Here is a 21,368-nt window from a genome sequence, read left to right as displayed (position 1 = left end):
CTCTAACTACTTTTATTTTGTTTCATTTAAATAATTATAAACTGCAACTTTAGGGTCTTTAAAAATTGTTCTTGCTAAATCAATAACTTGAGTTGTACCAGAAACTAATTCAGTAGAGTTATCTGGATTAAATTCTTTTGCTGTTTGTAACAAACGTGCTGCAGTAAACCTCATTATTTTTATTTCTATTTTTTCTAGTTCTTCATTCCATGGATAATGCTTAGAATAACGTTTCCAAAAAGCCTTAATAGCTCTCTCATATTCTGCTAAACTTATTTCTTTATCACTCTCTGTATCTTGTTCATTGAATTTTAAATGTTGAGTAAATATACTAGTACTTAAATAGCTTTGAATTAAACCAGCTACATCCCATAGCGGGTCTCCAACATTAGAAGTTTCCCAATCTATAAGTTTTACTTCTTCATTATTACCATTATTGGTTACTAAAAAATTAGCCAATTTAATATCTCCATGAATCAAACTATTACCTTTCCATTCCCTATATAATTGAATCAACCCTTCTCTTAGGATATAATCGTCTTTAATTATCTCAAAAACTTTCTCTTTAGGGTTTTGTTCATTCACAAATTCAGGCAATCGTAATATAAAAGGTACTTCTTTGTTATAAAATTGAAGTGATTTATTAGTTCCTATTTCTTCTTCAATATCTTTATGAAAACTAATAAAAATATCAGCTATTTGTTCAGCGTGTTGATGAGATAATACTTTATGCTTCGTTGCTAGATTGTATAAATCTATTGCTTCTTTAAAAAAATCTAAAACCAATACATGAGAGAAAGGATCATAACCATGATATTTCGGTATATATTTTTGAGTTTCTGGATAACAATCACTTTTATGAAATAAATAGTGTGTTGTTGCATCTTTTTGCATCCAATATATTTCATGAGCACTCATATTTTGCAATTGTTTTATAAATAAACCATTGCCTTTACCCAAGGACACTTTAAAAATACTATTACGACTTATAACTTGATGGAAAATAAAATCTCCTGTTACCACATCATTAGCATTTACAAAGGCTTTGTTAATTAAATAGGATATTAAATTATTATTTGTCAATCGCATGATATATGTGAGGGTTAAAACTGGAACACTTATTTAAATAAATGTCCCAGATATTTATGTTCTAACTATTAAATAAATATTTAGTCCATTCTTCTCTTATTTATTAACAATGCCAGAACCAAGCTGTATTGCAGTTCCAAGAAGGACAAAACATTGAAGGACAACCTGTATGGGTTCTCATCATAGCAGTACTCCCTGCTTGATGATAAACTGGTGGCACTGTATTCGTTGGTGCACCAGTTTGATGGTAAACCGGTGGCACTGTATTCGCTGGTGTTCCCACCTGTGGTTGTACAGTAACTCCCCCATTATTTGGAGCTTGTGGATTTCCGGTATTATTAGAAGGATTCATTTGCTGGCTTGACTGAGGACAAAGCTCTAGTACAAGGGTTTGTCCCATTGTAGGAGGACAAAGGTTTTGATAAGTAATCATTGTAGTAATAGTTATTTTTCCCTACTCTTTTTAAAATAGGCTTTTCGGGGTTCCACCTTGTACTCAAAAACCAATTGTAGCTACTAAATCGAATATTATAATTTTTGATTACTTTATAAAATTCTAAAAAGAATCATTTTAAATTTAAAAAAATGTAACAAGCTCTATATTAACAGGTATGAAAAAGGAAATTAAGAGTATAAGTAAAAAGTTGTAATTACAATTAATTATTTTCTTTGAGCTAAAGACTATATCATTATTCATTTCTCTAATTATTCAATACTCAAACTTTAAATAATAGGAAATAATTAAAATTATAGATAGAAAAGTTTTCATACTTTTGGACAAAATATGTCTATAATCATTTTGTCCAAATGAAAAAATTAGGAGATACATTAAGAGAAGCGAGAGAACAAAAAGATCTTATACTTAGAAAGGTCTCAGCTGAAGTTGATATTGATCAGTCTCTGATTAGTAAGTTTGAAAAAAGTGAAAGAAAACCTACCAAAGAGCAATTAATTAGGTTAGCCAATTTCTATAATCTTTCCGAAAAAGAACTTATTATAAATTGGTATTCTGAAAAAATAGCTCAAGAATTAAAATACACAGAATCATCTTCTGAAATATTAAAAATAGCAGAAGAGAAAATTAAATACTATAAAAATCAAGAAAATGGATAATAAATCTATAAAAGTAGCTGAGCTTTTTGCAGGAGTTGGAGGATTTCGACTTGGTTTAGAAAAAAGTAATTATAATATTGTTTGGAGTAATCAATGGGAACCTTCTACAAAAATGCAACATGCATCTTTAGTTTACGAGGCTCGTTTTGGAAAAGAAAACCATTCAAATGAAGATATAGCAAATGTACCTACAAATGAAATTCCTGATCACGACTTACTTGTTGGAGGATTTCCTTGTCAGGATTATTCTGTTGCTACAACACTACACAATTCAAAGGGATTGAAAGGTAAAAAAGGAGTTTTATGGTGGTCTATTCAAAGAATTTTAGAGGAAAAGAAAGATAAAAAGCCTAAATACTTATTTTTAGAGAATGTAGATAGGCTTTTAAAATCTCCAGCCAAACAAAGAGGTAGAGACTTTGCTGTGATGCTTCAAAGTTTAAATGAACTTGGTTATGCCGTAGAATGGAGAGTTATAAATGCAGCAGAGTATGGTATGCCACAACGTAGAAGAAGAGTTTTCTTTTTAGGTTATCATAAATCAAGTGATTTATATAAAAAACTAAAAAAAGAAACATCTTTAAATTGGATTACCAAAAAAGGAACTATAGCAACAGCTTTCCCTGTTCAAGAAACAAATTCAATTCAAGAACTTGAATTACAAAGTGATTTAGTAGAAATTACGAATGAATTTAATAAAGAAGGAAAACTTTCACCTTTTCAAAATACAGGTTTAATGATTAATGGAAAGGTATACACTACCAAAACTGTTGCTAATTATAATGGAAAACATACCGTTTTAAGAGATATTTTACAAAACGGAGAAGTAACAGATGATTTTTTTATTGAAGATAAATCTTTAAAAACTATAAAGACTATAATCAATAAAGACGGAGGGTTAAAAACAATTTCTACAGAAAAACAAATGTGGGAATATTTAAAAGGAGCAAAAAAAGAAAAAAGAAAAACACAAGATGGATTTGAATATAATTATAGCGAAGGAGCTATGATTTATCCTGATGCTCTAGATAATGCTTCAAGAACAATTATAACTGGTGAAGGAGGTAAATCTCCATCAAGATTTAAACATGTTGTTGAAACAGAAAAAGGTTTAAGAAGACTAACACCTGTAGAATTAGAACGTCTAAACATGTTTCCAGATAATCATACACAACTTGAGGGTATTACAGATACTAAGAGGGCTTTTTTTATGGGAAATGCCTTAGTTGTGGGTATTATTGAAAAAATTGGAAAAGAACTTTATAAACAAATTATGAATGAGTAGAAATTATGATATACTTTCTACTCATTCTATAATCAACTTTGCTAAAAAGTTAAAAGGGAAAAGTTTAAGAATTGCTTGTGGTGAAATAATTGAAAAAGCGAATTATAAAGGGAAAGGTAATTTCGGTCAATTATTAGAGAAGTTTTATTTTGGATATAATCCAAATTCTAATGCTGAACCTGATTTTAAAGAAGCTGGTATAGAACTTAAATCAAGTCCTTTAAAAACACTAAAGAACGGAGAATTTCGATCAAAAGAAAGACTTGTTTTAAATATTATAAATTATCTAGAAGTCTATAAAGAAGATTTTGAAAATAGTACATTTTGGAAGAAAAATGCCCATTTACTACTTATTTTCTATTTACATGATAAAGATTTAAATATACAGGATTACATTATAAAACTGGTTGATAATTGGGAATATCCTGAAGAAGATTTAGAAATTATCAAACAAGATTGGAAAAAAATCAATCAAAGAATAAAAGAAGGTAAAGCACATGAATTATCCGAAGGTGATACTTTATATCTAGGAGCTTGTACAAAAGGATCTACAGCTGCTAAATCATTACGAAAGCAACCTTTTAATAAGCAAAAAGCTAAACAAAGAGCTTATTCTTTAAAACAAGGTTATGTAAACCATATAATAGCAAACATATCAAAGGACGAGGAAGCTGTTTATGGAAAAATAATTAAACAATCAACTGAATTTAAAGAGAAACAAACATTTGAAGAAATTGTAATTGAAAAATTTAAATCTTTTTATAATAAAACTGCAGAAGAAATTGAAAAACACTTCAATTTAGAATTAAAAAAGGGAGCTAAAAACTATTATTCGAGTCTTTCAAAAAAAATTTTAGGTATAGAACTTAATCAGAAAATTGAGGAATTTGAAAAAGCTAATATAGAATTAAAGAGTATACGAGTAGAATCTAACAACAAAATTAAAGAATCAATTTCTTTTCCATCATTTAAATTTGAAACTATCTATAACGAAAATTGGAGAGAAAGTAAAATGAAAGATATTACAGAAAAAAAGTATCTATTTGTTTTTTTTAAAGATTTTGGTAATGGATATATTCTTGATAAAGTGCAATTTTGGAATATGCCTTATAATGATAGAAATGAAGTTCGAAAAGTTTGGCTCAAAACAAAGGAAGTTATTTCTAAAGGGAAAATTTTTGATGACTATGCTCGAGATAAAAATGGTGATATCCGATACTCTACAAAATTGAACCCTATAAAAAAGAATAACTTTCCAAAAATTAAAGACAATAAAGTTTGTCATGTAAGACCGCATGGAACTGATTCTACTGATATCTTTCCTTTACCTATAGAAGATAAAAAACTTAAAGTAAAAGAATATAGTAAACAATGTTTTTGGTATAATTCGATTTATGTGAGAGATGAGATATATCTGAAATAATTGGCAAAACTCAAAAGACATTTATTCTATATCAATCTAAAAAACAGGTGTTACATATAATTAACTAATTATAAAGCAGAAAACCTCCATATATTTAAAAAACAAATTTTAAGACTACCAAACAACTATGTAAAAAGAACTTAACAATAAATATCTTTCTTATTTACAGTAAAGTTTGTTTACTAAACTAGGTTTAGTTTTTATTTTCAAATATTCTTAAATTTAATAAATATTTGAAACATAAGAAAATGAATTATAGTGATGGAGTAACTTACATGAAAGATTTAACAACGAAATTAGATGTAGGAGAAACATCTTCGTTTATTTATGGTAAATTAAAAATTAATTATCCTGGATTTAAAAATTATGGTGATTATAAATTAACATTAAACGGTAACGCTCCAAAACATACTGATTTAGTTCAAGAATTTTATGATAAAACAACTTCTGCAAATTATAATAATATTGTTAATTTCTTGGAAGATATTTATTCAAATGGATTGAAAGCAAAAACGACTATCTTTAATCAAGATTTTATAAATTTGATTTATTGGATAACCTTACAAGAAGAAATTAACTATCCTCAACCTCGCTTTAAAGGTCGTAAATTAACTTTTCAAAGATTTTTTGAAGGAGTTTATTCTAAAATCTTTCCAAACATAATTAGTATTGAATCTGTTTTGAATAGGACAAATAATCACGGAGGAGGAATTCCTTCCTTATTAAATATAAAAAAGCCTCCTATTTTTTATAATTAAGTAATCCCAAAATAAGAATACTTATAAATGCTTTTACAACTTATTATGTTACAAAATCAATTATTTATCTATTTCTTTAATTAATATTAACTATAGATAGGCTTCGTAAACAAAATAGTTTAACAACTATTTTTAGAGTTTTTTTGTGAAAAAGGGTATTTTATCAACTTTCCATATTAAAAAAAATAAGGTAAAACCTTACTTTAAGTACGGGTTTTCTCAAAAAACCTTTTTTATAAAATGGTAGGTTTGTTTCCCCTTAGTTAAGAATACTATTTATTATCTAAACTAACACACATCATGAAAACAAGAAGTATCAAACTAGTATCATTTAGCATACTCTTTGCATTATTGGGTAGTTGTTCTTCTATACCCCCAGAGTTTGCCATGGCAATGCAGAAAGAAAAAGAAGGAATTCAGCTCTTAAAAAAGCGACATCAACAAACAGTTGTTGAATTGACCGAAAACTGGTACAACGAACGTCGCAATAGATTGCTTTTTATAAAAGAATTGGAAATTAAAAAAATCACTTTACAAGTAAATGATCCTTCTGGAAAAGGCAATATTACTGTGCTAAAAAAAGACTCCTTTGCTAAAATCAATCAGCAATTTAACGAGGCCATGGAAATGGCTGGTAAAATAAAACAAGAATTAATCAAAGGCTATGCCGACAGCGACAATTGGAACAAACTGATAAAGCTGAATGCTATTAATTTAGAAATGACCCGATCGCTAACAGATTTAAATGCTTCTCAAAGAGCTTTCTATTTAGAATTGGTTGGACAAAACGTTCCCTTTCCTAGCGATTTTATAAACGAACAAACACAAGAGCTTCTCAACCGCGTAAAAAAATAGATTATGACACCTCAAGAAAAATATGTCAAAGCTTTAAAAGATTTATTACAAGCTCAAAAAGAAGTGCAAGCAGCGGAAAGTAATCCTTTTAACTTAGGACTTCCTACCCACCTTGGGCTTTCTGACGAAACTTTTATTACCAACGAACAACTAGCGGAACTAAGTACTATTATTGGAGAAGCTAGCGAAAACAACCAAAAGTTTGCTAAAATTTGGAATCTAGGAACCGATATTATTTTAAAAGCGAAATCGATATTCCTATAAAAACTTATTAGCAATACTTTAGAACATATTAAAGATACTTTTCTATCAATTAGAAAGGTATCTTTTTTATATCTTGGCTTCTAATAAATTGTAGTAATTGAAAAATGGAGAAAGAACTACCAAACTATTTTGATATATTCATGGAGCAATTTCCAACCATGGGTACTGAAGCTAAAAACTTTACACGATCTATACTTAGCTTAAAAAAATATTCTAAAAAAGAGTTACTATATCAAAGTGGAGAAATACAAAAAGATATAGCATATGTATGTCAAGGCTTAGTAAGAAAATACTATATCAACGAAAAAGGAAATAAAATTAGTGTTGGTTTTTCTTCTGAATTACAATACGCTACCGATTATCCTTCTTTTATAAAACAAACTCCTTCTAAATATTATTTAGAATGTATAGAACCTACTATTATTATTTCCATGCCTTATACTAAACTTCAGGAAGCATACGACAATTTTAAAGATAGTGAAATGTATGGTAGATTAGTTGCCGAATATGTATTAACCAGAGAAACTGATCGCATTGAAGGTTTTCTATTCGAAACCGCTGAAGAACGTTATTTAAACTTTGTAGCCAATAATAAAAAACTATTAAACCGAATTAGTTTATCACATTTGGCTTCTTTTTTAGGTATTGAACGACAATCGTTAAGTAGAATTCGAAGTAAACTTGCTAAAAGATAATTTTGTCACATATGTGTCAGGTACGCAGTCTATTTATAACAGAACTTTGTGGTATTCAAAATAAATTCTGTAAAAATGAAAAACAACATCTTTAAAAAAGTTCTATTCGTTTTAGTTCTATTAATCTTATCAATATTTTCAAACGGACAATATGTTATCTTTTTTGCTATTTGGCTTTTTACCTCAACACTTCTTTTTGCTGTTAGAAACCTAAAGAAAGGACAAGGCTTTTTATTCGCCTTTATAATCATAAGTATTGGTTATTATATTGGAACAGATGTAGCTCCTTTTTTACCTGTTAGTGTATCAATAATTATTACTATAATTTTTAGTTTATTTGCCTCTCTGCCCTATTTTATTGATTCTTTTTTTTCAAAACATAGAGACTCTTTTTTAACAACACTCATTTTCCCAACATCAGCTGTTTTAATAGAGTATGGTTATCATTTATTTGACCCATTTGGTTCATGGTGGCACATAGCCTATACGCAAAAAACGCAAAGTATTTTACTCCAGTCTATTTCTGTTTTTGGAATGGGGTACATCACTTTTTTGATTACTTGGTTTGCAACTGTAAGTAACTGGATATATGAACACAAAGCTACTTGGAAAAACATTCAAAAAGGAACCCTTATTTATATAGTGGTTTTAGGAACTACATTGATATATGGTGGGTATCGTTTACAATTTCAAAAGGCTATTTCTACTACAGTCCGAATTGCTTCTATATCTGTTTTAGATAGTTTAAGGCCTAATATTGATTTACAAAGAATACAAAACGATGAAACAACTCAAAAAGCTACTATTGAGGCTAAAAAAGGAATAACGAAACTAAATCAGTATTTATTTGATAAAAGTATTACCGAAGCTAAAGCTGGTGCAAAAATAATTTTCTGGGCAGAAGGTAATGCTACTATATTAAAAGAAAACGAAATAGCATTTTATGAAAAAGCCAGTCAAGTAGCTATCGAACAAAAGATTTATTTAGGATTAGGATTAGCAGTTATAAATCCTAAAAACAGTAAGTTCCTTGAAAACAAATTTGTATTATTTACTCCAAATGGTAAAAAAGCAATTGATTACTGGAAAGGAATTTCTGTACCAGGAGCTGAAGCTAGTATAAGTAATAACAAAGTTGTAGGCATTCCTAAAATTAAAACTAAATATGGTACTATTGCTGCGGCTATTTGTTTTGATTTAGACTTTCCTAATTATTTAAAACAAGCTAAAGGCTCTGATATTCTTTTAGCTCCAAGTAATGATTATAAGGAAATTGACCCAATTCACACCGACATGGCAAAATTTAGAGCTATTGAACAAGGATTTAATTTAGTTAGACAAACTAGTTTGGGGTTATCAATTGGAACAGACTATACAGGAAAGGTTTTGAGTGAAATGGATCATTTTACTGATGAAAATAAAATATTAATAACACAGCTCCCAACTAAGGGAACTACAACTATATACTCTATTATTGGAGATACATTTATACTACTATGTCTATTCTTATTAATTATCGTTATTATCTTTCTTAAAAAAAGAAAATAATCATACCTCACTTCATTCTTAAAGTTTATAAAGAAAAAGATACTATCAAAAGTATCTTTTTTTATTAAGTATTCTTAATAAACAGAAGTAATTCTATTGAGTTTTTTATTCTATAAATTTAGTTTCAGGAGGTGTTCAAAGAATAAAAGTGAATTTAAAACCTTTTATAATAATTACAATCTTATCCTAGGTATGAATTTATTCTATCCCACCTCCCAAAACACAATTTTAATACAATCAATCTTAATCTTTTCTTAGCAATATTATAAACACACTTAATCTTTAGAAATAATAAATTAAGGAAGCCTTTATAAAGCCGTCGTTACGTAACTGATATAAAAACTCATTCGTTGATACTTTTGGAAAACCTGTAGCCTGTATATTTACTTTCCAAGTATCACTCAATCTTCTATTAAATTTTATAAAATAATTTTGCGTTTTACTACTCAAATCATAGGTATAACCTCCTAAAAACTCTGTAGCATTGGTATCGTTTCCTGTAATACGAATACCTGTATATATATCGTTATCAAAACCAGTAATTAGTTCATCTCCTCTATCGTCAAAGTTGTATTCTGTTAGAAAACCTAAATCGGCACCTGTATTAAAAATATTACTAATCGTATATTCTTGTCCCACAACAAAAGCTGTAATTGTTTTACGCTTGCTTACGCGTCGTATCGCTTCTAATTTCCATAAAACTGGTCCCGTTGCAGCTTGAAGCTCCAACCCTGTTTGATTAATTCGTTCGTAGAAAATTTCTGGCAAAAAGTTTCCTGTATTTCTAAACAAAGGTGCTCTGGAAGTTCCATAAAAGTGCGACAAACCAATATCAAAACCTACATTGCCTAAGTTGAAAGAATGCGACCAACGTACTGCCAACTCTGGTTGGTATCTTTTATGACTACTTTCATATGTTACCTTTGAATAATCTAAGACTCCTCCTGGGCGTGGACGACCCTCTGCTCCTGGATATAACAACGGTCTATGATAGGTCATTCCAAAAATATCTAGCGTTCCCCAATTAAAGTACTTTGATAAATGAATCATTGGCTGCCCTAACTTTTCTTCAATATCAACTCCTTCCAATCCGTCTGACTGGTTGATTATATCTACCAAATGATTTGCTTCCGTAACTCCCCAGAATATTTTCTTTAAACCTACTGACAGTTCCCAATCTTTAATAATGGTTTGCCAATACAGCTCTCTAATATCATAATGCGTACTCTCTGCATCATGCTGATCTATTCTTAAAAAGCCTTCGAACTTTAAAGTATTCTCGGTCTTTTTTCCCCATTGCATACTAAACTCTGGTCTGTAGTAGGCTGATAAATACGTTTTATGCTGTCCTGCATACAAGGCTTTTTTAGGAAAATAACGTCCTGTTAAGCCAATCCTTCCAGAGAAATCATAACTTATGGAAGGATTTTGAGTACTATCTTGTGCATACCCTTCTTGCCATCCTAAAAAGATGCTTAGAAATAATAAGTATGTACTAATTTTTGCTTTCATTACTTAGCGCGCTTTAATGCATTTTGAGAAAAGTCATTTTCATCAATGTCAACTCCAAACTTTAAGTTTGAAAACTCTAATAAGGTTTGTTTTCCATTTTGGTGATTTACCATATTTAACTTTCCCGCACGCCAATACTTGTTTAAATACTTTTTATAATCAGCATGTGTTAATGTTTTTAAAAGCGTATCTTTTCTGTCGTAAAATTCTATTTTTTGTGGTCGGTAGTTTTCTTTATTATACCACACTATGTTTCGTTTATACCCTGAGCTTTTTGAAACAGGATAACGTTCTATTTTAAAACACATATTCCCATTAACCTCTTCTTCTCCAATGTATTTATACGTATATTTTTCTACCTCTTCCGATCCTATGTCTTCAAAAGCAAACTCACTTCCTAAAAATGGACCTGATTTAGTGGATGAAGAAATTCTCTTTACTCTACGAATGGCTGGTAAATACAACCATTGATCGTCGTCCTTCATCCTGTGCGTAAACGTCATACTTACTGTACCTTTTACATCTCTTGGTGTATCGAAAATAGTCATGGATTTATCTCCATCATTTGCTACTTCCATATTATAACCGTGCATCTTACGCACCGTTTTTTGTCCATTTCTATTGGTTAACGTCATCGTCATTGTTTGCGATGCTGTTTGCCAACCTGAACTTGCTTTTTTTGCTGACTTAGCAATGTCTAATCCTTTATTAGTTTGTCCAAAGGTAGCTGCTGATAACAACAACAATCCTATAGTTGTTATGTTTATAATTGATTTCATTTTATTATTTTTTAATTATTATTTTTTTGTTGTTGAAACGTCTAAAAGTGTTGGTTTGTCTAGTAACAATAGTAATGCAGGTAATAGAATTAAATCTAAAACTAATGCTGCTATAATGGTAATAACTGATAAGACAGCCATGTCAGAATTCAGACCAAATGATGATTGCATTAATACTGAGAAACCTGCTACCAAGATGATCGTTGTAATTACAATAGCTCGCGCTACTGAAGAAAAGGCATACTGAATTGCTTCTTCTGGCGATTTCCCCATCTCTCTACGTGCGCTAATGTATTTTGAAAGGAAGTGAATTGCATCATCTACCACAATTCCTAAAGTCATTCCTAAGGTAGCCGCCATTCCCATATTGATTTCTCCATTGAAAATATACCAGAAACCAAAGGCCATTGTAATTGGTGCTATGTTAGGTATGATACTAATGGCTCCATAGCGGAAACTCTTTAACACAAACATTAGTAAAATAGAAATTAGAAATAATGCTCCAATTCCACTCACCATCATATTGTTTAGGTTGCTCTTTGCGATTCTCGAAAAGATAATTGACGGACTTACTCCTGGAGTAAACATCTCTTTAGGTGCATTGTCTTTTAACCATTGTTCTGCTTTTTCATTAAAAGCTAATAAATCGTTAGATGAAATGTTTTTAAGCGTTGCTGTAAACCTTGTTTCCGATTTATCTACATTAATTTGATTGTTTAAATCCAAACCAAATGGTAACGACATTTCATAAAGTAATAAGTATTGCGAGGCTTCATCCTTTGCATCTGGAATTTTATAATAACTGGCATCATCTCCATGCATTGACTTGTTTACCTTTTTAAATACTTCTGAAAAAGAATTGACATGTACTACTTCTTCTTGGCTTAAAAGCCATTCTTTAAACTCATCAACTACTTTTAAATAACTAGGGGTTGTTATTCCGTCTTCTTCTCCAGCTCCTAAAGAGAAATCTATATTATAAATACCTGTTAAGTTTTTACTTATATAATCCGTATCCGTTCTAAAGTCAACCGACTCATCAAAAAACTTTACAAACTCATTATTCAATTCATTTTTTACAGAAATAAAACCTAATCCTAAGATTACTACCATTGAACCAACCAATATTGATTTATGCTTGTTTATGACTACATTTCCAAACTTATCGAACCATCCTTTTCCTTTCTTTTCATCATTAATTGGTTTTACTTTCATTGGTAGTATGGCTATCAATGCTGGTAATAAGAATAAAGAAAACAACAGCGCAAAAAAGACTCCCATTGCTGTGATATTTCCTAAGTCTTTATAAGGTGATCCTTCAGAAAAATTTAAGGTTAAGAATCCTAAAATGGTTGTAATACTGGTAAGTAATACTGGTTTAAAGTTTAAAGAAACACTCTTTTTTATTGCCTCGCGTTTAGATAATCCGTTACGCATTTGTTGAATAATAGTAACTAATACATGTATACTATCGGCAATAGCTAATGTCATTATCATCGTAGGTGCCGATGATGAAGGTCCTGTAAGTTCAATCCCTATCCAACCAGCCAACCCCATAGCTGCCATGATAGAAAAGATTAATACAAAAAAGGCTGAAATCATTCCACTTACACTTCTTGTAGTTATCACCACCGCTATAATGATAATTAAGAACATGATAGGAATTAAAGTACTCATATCGTTCATTGAACTCTCTGCAAATGCAGTATTCATCATCACCACTCCAGAAAGGTAAGTTTTATGCCCTGGGTAATCCTTTTCCCATTTCTTTACCATTTCTCTAACATTATTGGCTACTTGTAAAGCTCCATCGTCTTTATCTGCTGGTATTTGAACCGTAATATTTACTGAAGTTATAGAGGCTTCTTTATTAATAGACCTATTTAGTAACAAAGGTTCATGCAAAGCAATGTTTTTAATTGCTTCTAAATCTTGATTAGATAGTGCTTCAACATCCGTATATAAATTTTCTACATACATATCGTCGCCTTCTGCTCTGGTATGTTGAAAATTTGATAATGCGTCTACTCTAGACGACCAAGGCGTTTGCCAAGCTCTCTTTTCTAACTCTTGAATAGCTGCTAGGGTTTCTTTGGTAAATACCTTACCATCTTCTGGTTGTACAGCAATAAGTACATTATCGTTTTTTACATACTTCTCTTCTATAGCATCAAAAGCCATTATTTGCGGATCGTCACTATCAAAATACACATGGTAATCGTTATTAAACCTTAGGTTTTCTCCTCCCCAGCCTAATAATACTGTAATAAAAATGGAGCCTAAAAGGATAAACCATCTGCGCTTGATAAGCCATTCTCCAAATTGAGTTATTTTATCGTTGTTATTCATTTTATGTTTATTTAATTTTTCTATTGTTTATTGGAGTGCGTTTACATACTCTTTTATTAATGCCACACCTTCTTTATCTATAATCGTAGTTCCGATCAAAGGCATTTTTTTTATTTCCATTTGTTCTAAAATTGCTTCTTTGTTTTCGGCAATGTTAGATTCTTGAAAAGACACTTGATTGTTCAAATTCAAATCGAGCCAAAAAGCATAATTGGTTGCAACTCCTCCGGTACGATGACAGTGCGCACAGTTTATATCTAAATAAGCTCTTCCTCTTTCTTCTATTGAAATGGAGGTGTTCAAATAATTAGGAGTTTGTGCTATTTTTGAAGGATCAACATTGTGAAGTATTCCTATATCTTGCAAGTGTTTTAATTGGTTTACCTCAACTCCATCAATACTCACCATACGATTAAGCATTCTTAACTTAGGTCCAATAGGCACCACCTCTTTATCTATTTGATGACAAGTAGTACACGCTGTATTATCTGGAACTTGATAGTTAATGGTTCTAAATACTCCATTTTTATCGTTCCATTTCACCACAGTTTCATACCCATCTTCAATGAGTTTCGCATCTGTTTGTTCCTTGTTCCATAAATAAACTGCTACATTCCAAACATCGTTTTGCTTTTCTAAAACTCTAGTTTCAATAACTCTTTTCCCCTTTTCTGGAGCTAATTCATCATTTAAATAGTAAAAAGTTTTTGCGATAATGGTTCCATCAGGAAAATTAGGAAGATCATCTCCTAAAGAAGTTAGCTTCTCTCCATTTGGTAATTTTATCAGACGTTGCTTTTTTGCATAGTCTGTAAACAAAGGAGAAGTTAATTCGTATTCATAATAACCGTTTTTGGGTTCTAAGTTTTTAGGAGCTCCCTTATACATGTTATACGAAGACAAATAAGGTTGAAAAGAAATTTTATTCTTTACATAAACATCACTATCCCCTATTAATAAACCATACCCTACAAATACAACTACTAGGAAAATAAGAACAAAAAGAAAGACTTTTAATACCTTCATTATCTAATGCTTAAAATTTAGTGAGGCAAAATTACTGGAGCACTAACATTCTTTTCATATTGTTTTTAAGGTAAAAACTGTAAAAAATAAGGTATCTTTGAATTCCTAATAAATAATGAGGAGCTCAGATGATAAAGAAAGAAACATTTATAATGGAAAATATTTCCGAAACCTTAAAGGCACTAAATCTTTCTAAATATCAAAAGTCCGATCATTTTCATATCCTTAAATTTAAAGACCATTATCATGAAATGCCTCATCAAATTTCAACGAAATCTAATGGTGTTTTTGAAGTCACGGTATCTTCTGGAGATGAAACCAATATTAGAGTAGATGGTAAAGATTTAGACTCTTTTAATGATCATTTATTTTTTCTTGCTCCTGGGCAAACTATTGATGTTGATGTTCAAAGCGATGGAATAGACCCTAAAGGGTATATGATTTTCTTTACTTCAGAATTTTTAAATTTTGCTACTTCTAGCTTTAGTGTTATTCAACGATTTCCATTTTTTAGTATGAATTATTCTCCAATGTACTTTATGAATAAAAAGGATAGTGCTCTGTTTATGGGATATATGGAACGAATTTATAAAGAGTTTCAAAACATGAATGAGAATACGATTGAAATTATTCGTTCTTTATTAACTATTATACTTTTTGAAGCCAAAAGATCCTTAGACGAAAATGCTTTTAAGAATACCATAAGTTCCAGAGCCGAGGAAATTACTTTCAATTTCGAAACCCTGCTAAAAAACACCAAACAAACAAAACGAAAGCTAAGTTATTTTGCCGATAAACTTAGTATTAGTCCTATTTACCTTTCTGAATGCATTAAAAAAACTACTGGTAAATCTGCCAAGAAATTAATTACCGATTATATTATTATGGAAGCTAAATCATTGTTAACACATTCATTGGACACTATAGATTATATAGCAGATCATTTAGGCTTTGATGACACTTCTAACTTTATTAATTTCTTTAAAAAGAATACTTCTAAAACCCCCAATCAGTATAGAAAATTGAAACTTGATAAGTAAGAGTCTCTTTAAAACCCTCTCGAATATCTATAGCTTTTAAAAATGTTTTTCTTTTTGGTATATTAGCACTGCGCTAAGAAAAAGAACTACATGGAAAAACTTTATACCCAAAAACACACTAAAGAAAGCTTATACTACGCTATATCAATAATGCTTGAAAGAGCATCTTATTATGGACTTCGTGTTTTAATAATTCTATATTTAACAGAAGGTGTTCTAAAAATGGACAAACTTGCAACCTCAACTATCTACGGCTTGATTGCAGGTTCATTAATGTTTAGTAAAATCTTAGGAGCACTATTAGGTGATTTATTATTAGGAAATAAAAAAACAATTATTATTGGAGCTATTCTCCATGCTATTGGTGCATTTTGTTTATGTATTCCTTCTCTCACTGGACTTTATGTAGGATTAATTCTTATAGCCATAGGAGGTGGTTTCTTCGTCCCTAATATTACCTCCAATTTTGGTAAACTATATTTAAACAAACCTAAGCTTATAGATGCTGGTTTTACATTGTATTATTTAATTATAAACCTAGGTTCTTTCTTCGGTATTATGTTAATGGGATATTTAGGAGAGACCATAGGTTTTAATGTTGGTTTTATTACTGCGGGAACCTTAATGTTGCTATCTATTATACCTGTACTTCTTTCTAAAAAAGAAACACAGGTAAGGTTAAAAAAATCCTCAATTTCTATAAGCAAAAGAGTTTTAATTATTTTAACTACTTTTTTTCTTGTTGGGTTGTTTTGGGGAATCTATAAAATAGCTGGTGCTCATTTTTTTGACTTACATGCATTGTTATGCAAATTACCTTCTTTAAGTGTTTCTAATTCTTTTCTATTATCCATAAATAGTTATTTTACTATCGTAGGCTGTTTAATTACTGCTATAATTTGGACTTATTTTTACAATAATCGATTCTTTAAAATACTTCTTGGGTTTGTTTTCGGAGTCTTATCATACGGAATTTTATTATTTATTCCAGAAATTCCTACCGAACAACATTTATACATTTTTATAATTTCTATGTTCTTTTTAGCGCTTTCTGAAGTGCTTATTGCTCCCACAATTTTTGGAGTACTTTTACAATATTCAAATCCTAAATATTTGGCTATTTTAATCAGTCTTATGTTTATTCCTACAAGACTTATGGCACTATTATTTGGATTGTTTGAGAATCATTTTGAAGAGAACTCTATGTTGGGATTACAATTTAGCATCGTTGCCATGAGTATTATTGCCTTAGCGTTGATGGGATATTTATTATGGAATAGAAAATCAAACACCTATGAACTTGAGTAATAAAAAAATAATCTACGCTTGGATTGGGACTTTTAAATCAGAAAAAAAGCTTTATGAAAAATATTTAAACATAGATTATTCTAATGATGATTTACCTCAATCTAAATTCGGCAAAGATGTTGGGTTAGAATACTATGATGATGACTTTATGGAAAGTTGGTGGTTTAAAAAACTAAATTTAAATGAACTCAAAGAATACAAAGAAGACTTACTAGATTCTGAACATTTTTTCGATGAACTTATTATCGAATTAAGTAAAAGAAACTTAGATAAACGTAATACTATTTTATTTCTATTTGGTGAAAATGGTGAAAACCCAATAAATGAAGTATTATTTAATCATAATAATCATAGTGTAAATAATAAACGAATTGAATTTATTTTTCGAAAAGAATATTCATTAAAATAACACTACACAAAATGAATCATTTAATCAACACAGGAAAGAAAAGAACCATATTAATTTCAATAAGTATTTTATTGATTTCAATTCACACTATCTATTTCTATCATTCAGTAAGACCAGAAATAGAAGTCAAAAAACTTATTAGTCAACTAGTGCGGTTCTCTTTAACTCTTGGGCTTTTAATAATGGTACATAAAGGAAAAAGCTGGGCTAAAAACATCTCATTAGTATTATTTTCTATAGCCGTTTTAATAGCCTCTGTAAGCTTTTTTACTATCAATGCTCCTATTCTTAATAAAACTCCATTAATCGTAATGATTTTTATCTACTCAATGGCTATTCATCATTTTGGTTTTTCTAGTAGTTATAAGGCTTTTTTTGATTTTCAGAATAGTGGTACAAGAAGCTTTTCAACTGAACAAACTATAATCTCTGAAAAGATTGAAAACACAAATGTAGAAACAGTTATTTCTTCTTATGATAGCATTATGGAAACGAATAAATTTTGGAACATTATTGAAACTACTAAAAACAAGAGTCTAGGAGATTACGAACAACAACAAATTGAACTTGAAAAAGAGTTATATAAACTAACAGCTAATGAAGTTTTAGAATTTGATAATAAATTCAGAACCTTAAGGGGGAATATTTATAACTGGGATTTTTGGGCTGCTGCTTATATTATAAATGGAGGTTGCTCTGATGATTGTTTTTTAGATTTCAGAGGTTGGCTAATTGGGCAAGGAAAATCGGTTTTTGAAAATGCTATAATTAATATAAAATCTCTTACAGAACTCAAGGATACAAATGACGGAGATTGGGAAGGATTAAGCTATATAGCTACTAGTATTTATGAAGAAAAAACAGGAAAAGAAATGCCTACTGGTATTAGTGAAAACTTTAATATGACTGGAGAAGAATGGGATGAAGATTCTGATGATTTGAAAAATAGATACCCTAAACTATGGGCTAAGTTTGGAATGGAATAGTTATCAACGCTAAGCTCTTAAAAAACAATAAATCAAATACTCAAAAAATGAAAAAAACATTTTTCCTTTTTAACCTTTTAATTTTAATAACTATAAGTTCAATTGCTCAAGAACAATTTACGCTAGATCAATTCAAAGAGTTTTGCGATTCTTCTGGACTTGTTTTTAAAATGCCTGCTGGTTATAAAGTTACTAAAGTTAAAGAAAACCCTAATTTAGGATATTCTTTTGCTGTAATTAACAATGATGCTTCTATGGAAATTAGATATACTATTTGGCCGCTGAAAGCTGCATTGAAGAACTATGAAGCATCTTTAAAGGATGAAAACTCAATGATGATTTCTCCTAACAATATTTATAAAGGGAGAATTCAAGCAAATGTTTTAAATATGACAGGTGGACAGATGTATAACATAGGTCGCTTTCCTCCACAAGCTGTAAAGAAAGAATTTAATGCTGATGATGGTGGGTCATGTTTTTTAAATTTCAATTCAGAATTTGGAAAAGGATATAAACATGGTCAATTCATCTATTTGCATAAAGACAATACTGCCGATGTTATCATCACCTTTATGAGTAACGACAAGGAAAAACATTCTGATTTAATGATGGAAGGCTTTTATTCTTTGAAATTTAAATAAATATAACTCATGTAACCTGATTTAATTTCAAGTCGTCTAAACAGAAAACTTAGAAATTAATCATGAAAAAAACATTCCTTTTCCTTGTTTTAGCTGGTGTTTTAAAAAGTAATCTCCATCAATTGCAAGCGCAAGAAACAACTCCTTCTACTACTCTATTTTCAAGAATAGACAACTATTTTACTGCTGGAACCAAAAATGGTTTTTCTGGCGCTATTGCTGTAGTTAAAAACGGTAAAACAATTATTAATAAGGGTTATGGTATTGCCAATAAAGAAACCAACAGTCTTAACAACCCGAATACTATTTTTGATATTGGTTCTAACACCAAACAGTTTACTGCTACTGCTATTTTAAAGCTTGCTGAGTTAGGCAAACTAAAACTTAACGATCCTTTAAGCAAGTATTTTAAAGAGCTTCCTGCCGACAAACAAAATATTACAATTCATCAATTACTTACTCATTCCGCTGGATTTACAGATTCTATTGGTCGTGATTTTACTGAAATATCGCAAAAAGACTTCTTTGAAAAACTTTTTGCTTCGCCTTTATTATCCAAACCTGGAGAGAAATATACCTACTCTAATGTTGGCTATAGTGTATTAGGAAGAATTATAGAACTTACTTCTGGTCAACCTTATGAGGTATTTTTAAACAACTATCTTTTTACACCTGCAGGAATGTCACAAACCGGATATCTTTTACCAAAATGGGATACCAATCAAATTTCTCGTAGTTATAACCGAGGTATTATTGAAGGGAAATCGCCTATTTTTCGTTATCAAAAAGATAAGGGTGTTAACTGGCATTTAAAAGCTAATGGTGGAATCAACTCTACTCAAAATGATATGCTTCTTTGGCATAAAGCCTTAAAGGAACACAAAATTTTATCGAAAGCATCTTTAGAAAAATTGCTTACTCCTGTGATTCATTATTCAAGAGGAAAATATAAATATGCCTATGCTTGTGGTTGGGGAGTTAGAATTTTAGAAAACAATATTAAAAGAATAGCTCACAACGGATCTAATGGTTCTTATTCACATTCACTCATATGGTTTCCTAAAGAAGATATTTATATTGTATATGCAACCAATGCTAATAGCGATCGAGTTGAATTTGCTGCCTATCCTGTTGCAAAAATGCTATTGGATGAAAACTATGTTCCTAAACCAATACAAAACAATATTTTCTCATTTATATTGGAGTATACAAAGCAACACCCTTCTAATAAACACGAAGAATTAATTACTGTTTTAAAAGAGCAATACAAAGATGACTTTACCCATTCAGGGGTTTTAAATACCACTGCCTACCTCATTCTTAAATCGAATAAGAATCAAGATTGGGCATTGGAATTATTTAAAGAGAATGTAAAATTATATCCTAAAGATGGAAACCTTTGGGACTCTTTAGCCGATGGATATAAAGCCCATAATTTAACTAAGGATGCTATTAAAAGTTATCAAAAAGCCGTTGAGTTAGGCTATACCGATTCGCAAAAAAAACTTGATGAGTTAAAAAAGAGCTAAATCATTTATTATTCTCTCAATCTCATACAATTTCAAAGCTACTTATATAGTAGCTTTTCTTTTTACTAATAAAATTATATCTGAAATGTGCGTATACACTACAACAGGAACTATGACTCCCGCTAACAAAATTATTGGAAAGTAAGCTATTCCTCTGTTAGGTACAGCATATCCATACCTTTGGTATAACATTTCTTGAGATAATACACCGTTGATAAAAACAAATAGCACTAAGCACACTCCTATAATATTCCAACCTATTAAAAGTTGTCTATTGATTGTTTTATAATGCATCCAAACAACCAATAATATAGCTGTTATTCCTGGTATAATATCGAAGTTCCAACCTTTATAAGTCATTTCCATGGGAAGCCATTCTCTTATTGCTAATTGAAATAATAATAGTTCTATAGGAAATCGGACAATATGGAGTGCTGTACTCCAACGAATGTCCCTATTATTATAAACTGTTTTAGTTCTAAGTAAATACATAATAAATACTGTAGTTGGTATAATGATAAGGCCAAATCGAGAAACACTATCTTCTTCTTGAAAATGATAAATTCCTATATAAGACAAAATAGAAATAAGAACAATCCAAGTAAAGGAAATAACGATAGCTGTATTTGATAGTTTATTTGATTTTATAAACATAAAAACTATATACACCGTAAGTAATATAAACGAAATTGAAATGTACAATGGTAAATTTGGAATCATCTTTTTAAGTTTTACTCAAAAATATGTTCCGCTACCTGT

General features: G+C 30.1%; 21 protein-coding genes. 14 read left to right on the top strand and 7 right to left on the bottom strand.

What is annotated here, in order from left to right; genetic code table 11:
- Positions 1-12 precede the first annotated feature (12 nt).
- Complete coding sequence (locus Q0958_RS12200; RefSeq protein WP_299123438.1) at positions 13-1,089, bottom strand: phosphotransferase; 1,077 nt, start codon at positions 1,087-1,089, stop codon at positions 13-15.
- A gap of 103 nt (positions 1,090-1,192) precedes the next feature.
- Positions 1,193-1,522, bottom strand: coding sequence for a hypothetical protein (locus Q0958_RS12195; protein WP_299123435.1), 330 nt, complete (start codon positions 1,520-1,522; stop codon positions 1,193-1,195).
- A 374-nt stretch (positions 1,523-1,896) separates the two neighbouring features.
- On the opposite strand from Q0958_RS12195, the gene Q0958_RS12190 reads away from it, so the two are divergent.
- From Q0958_RS12190 to Q0958_RS12155, 8 genes are all read left to right on the top strand, one after another.
- Positions 1,897-2,202, top strand: a complete 306-nt coding sequence (locus Q0958_RS12190; RefSeq protein WP_299123432.1) for a helix-turn-helix transcriptional regulator — start codon at positions 1,897-1,899, stop codon at positions 2,200-2,202.
- The gene (gene dcm, locus Q0958_RS12185) at positions 2,195-3,487 is read left to right on the top strand and encodes a DNA (cytosine-5-)-methyltransferase (protein WP_299123431.1); all 1,293 of its coding nucleotides are present in this window, start codon (positions 2,195-2,197) and stop codon (positions 3,485-3,487) included. Before Q0958_RS12190 ends, dcm begins: the two co-directional genes overlap by 8 nt.
- Positions 3,480-4,910: a Sau3AI family type II restriction endonuclease gene (locus Q0958_RS12180; RefSeq protein WP_299123429.1), complete on the top strand. Its 1,431-nt coding sequence runs from the start codon at positions 3,480-3,482 to the stop codon at positions 4,908-4,910. Before dcm ends, Q0958_RS12180 begins: the two co-directional genes overlap by 8 nt.
- Before the next feature lie 233 nt (positions 4,911-5,143).
- Complete coding sequence (locus Q0958_RS12175) at positions 5,144-5,668, top strand: hypothetical protein (RefSeq protein WP_299123428.1); 525 nt, start codon at positions 5,144-5,146, stop codon at positions 5,666-5,668.
- Positions 5,669-5,968: 300 nt separating this feature from the next.
- On the top strand, positions 5,969-6,523 hold the full coding sequence (locus Q0958_RS12170; protein ID WP_299123427.1) for a hypothetical protein: 555 nt from the start codon (positions 5,969-5,971) through the stop codon (positions 6,521-6,523).
- A gap of 3 nt (positions 6,524-6,526) precedes the next feature.
- Positions 6,527-6,787, top strand: coding sequence for a hypothetical protein (locus Q0958_RS12165; protein WP_299123426.1), 261 nt, complete (start codon positions 6,527-6,529; stop codon positions 6,785-6,787).
- 104 nt (positions 6,788-6,891) lie between these two features.
- Positions 6,892-7,482, top strand: coding sequence for a Crp/Fnr family transcriptional regulator (locus tag Q0958_RS12160; RefSeq protein WP_299123425.1), 591 nt, complete (start codon positions 6,892-6,894; stop codon positions 7,480-7,482).
- A gap of 75 nt (positions 7,483-7,557) precedes the next feature.
- Complete coding sequence (locus Q0958_RS12155) at positions 7,558-9,030, top strand: nitrilase-related carbon-nitrogen hydrolase (protein ID WP_299123424.1); 1,473 nt, start codon at positions 7,558-7,560, stop codon at positions 9,028-9,030.
- 282 nt (positions 9,031-9,312) lie between these two features.
- On the opposite strand, the gene Q0958_RS12150 is transcribed toward Q0958_RS12155, so the two are convergent.
- The 4 genes from Q0958_RS12150 to Q0958_RS12135 are packed head-to-tail and all read right to left on the bottom strand — an operon-like array spanning position 9,313 to position 14,696.
- Entirely contained in the window at positions 9,313-10,542 is a 1,230-nt protein-coding gene (locus tag Q0958_RS12150; RefSeq protein WP_299123423.1) for a hypothetical protein, read from the bottom strand.
- Complete coding sequence (locus tag Q0958_RS12145; protein ID WP_299123421.1) at positions 10,542-11,321, bottom strand: outer membrane lipoprotein-sorting protein; 780 nt, start codon at positions 11,319-11,321, stop codon at positions 10,542-10,544. The genes Q0958_RS12150 and Q0958_RS12145 overlap by 1 nt, the downstream gene beginning before the upstream one ends.
- An 18-nt stretch (positions 11,322-11,339) precedes the next feature.
- Positions 11,340-13,670 (bottom strand): efflux RND transporter permease subunit, encoded by a 2,331-nt coding sequence (locus tag Q0958_RS12140; RefSeq protein ID WP_299123420.1) that lies wholly within the window; start codon positions 13,668-13,670, stop codon positions 11,340-11,342.
- 27 nt (positions 13,671-13,697) lie between these two features.
- Complete coding sequence (locus tag Q0958_RS12135; protein WP_299123419.1) at positions 13,698-14,696, bottom strand: hypothetical protein; 999 nt, start codon at positions 14,694-14,696, stop codon at positions 13,698-13,700.
- A 128-nt stretch (positions 14,697-14,824) separates the two neighbouring features.
- Here Q0958_RS12135 and Q0958_RS12130 point away from each other — a divergent pair, with 128 nt between their 5' ends.
- The 6 genes from Q0958_RS12130 (at position 14,825) to Q0958_RS12105 (ending at position 20,609) form a co-directional block, all read left to right on the top strand.
- Complete coding sequence (locus Q0958_RS12130; protein ID WP_299123418.1) at positions 14,825-15,736, top strand: helix-turn-helix domain-containing protein; 912 nt, start codon at positions 14,825-14,827, stop codon at positions 15,734-15,736.
- Positions 15,737-15,826: 90 nt separating this feature from the next.
- Complete coding sequence (locus Q0958_RS12125; RefSeq protein WP_299123417.1) at positions 15,827-17,044, top strand: MFS transporter; 1,218 nt, start codon at positions 15,827-15,829, stop codon at positions 17,042-17,044.
- Positions 17,031-17,453, top strand: a complete 423-nt coding sequence (locus Q0958_RS12120; protein WP_299123415.1) for an immunity 22 family protein — start codon at positions 17,031-17,033, stop codon at positions 17,451-17,453. Before Q0958_RS12125 ends, Q0958_RS12120 begins: the two co-directional genes overlap by 14 nt.
- Before the next feature lie 11 nt (positions 17,454-17,464).
- Positions 17,465-18,439, top strand: a complete 975-nt coding sequence (locus tag Q0958_RS12115; protein WP_299123414.1) for a DUF4240 domain-containing protein — start codon at positions 17,465-17,467, stop codon at positions 18,437-18,439.
- A gap of 47 nt (positions 18,440-18,486) precedes the next feature.
- Positions 18,487-19,080 (top strand): hypothetical protein, encoded by a 594-nt coding sequence (locus Q0958_RS12110; protein WP_299123412.1) that lies wholly within the window; start codon positions 18,487-18,489, stop codon positions 19,078-19,080.
- A 62-nt stretch (positions 19,081-19,142) separates the two neighbouring features.
- The gene (locus Q0958_RS12105; RefSeq protein WP_299123410.1) at positions 19,143-20,609 is read left to right on the top strand and encodes a serine hydrolase domain-containing protein; all 1,467 of its coding nucleotides are present in this window, start codon (positions 19,143-19,145) and stop codon (positions 20,607-20,609) included.
- A 42-nt stretch (positions 20,610-20,651) separates the two neighbouring features.
- Here Q0958_RS12105 and Q0958_RS12100 read toward each other — a convergent pair whose 3' ends face one another.
- Complete coding sequence (locus Q0958_RS12100) at positions 20,652-21,329, bottom strand: hypothetical protein (protein WP_299123408.1); 678 nt, start codon at positions 21,327-21,329, stop codon at positions 20,652-20,654.
- Between the last annotated feature and the right edge of the window lie 39 nt (positions 21,330-21,368).

The sequence above is a fragment of the uncultured Tenacibaculum sp. genome (genome assembly GCF_947499065.1).
Lineage (GTDB): Bacteria > Bacteroidota > Bacteroidia > Flavobacteriales > Flavobacteriaceae > Polaribacter.
This window is presented reverse-complemented; position numbering and strand designations above follow the sequence as displayed.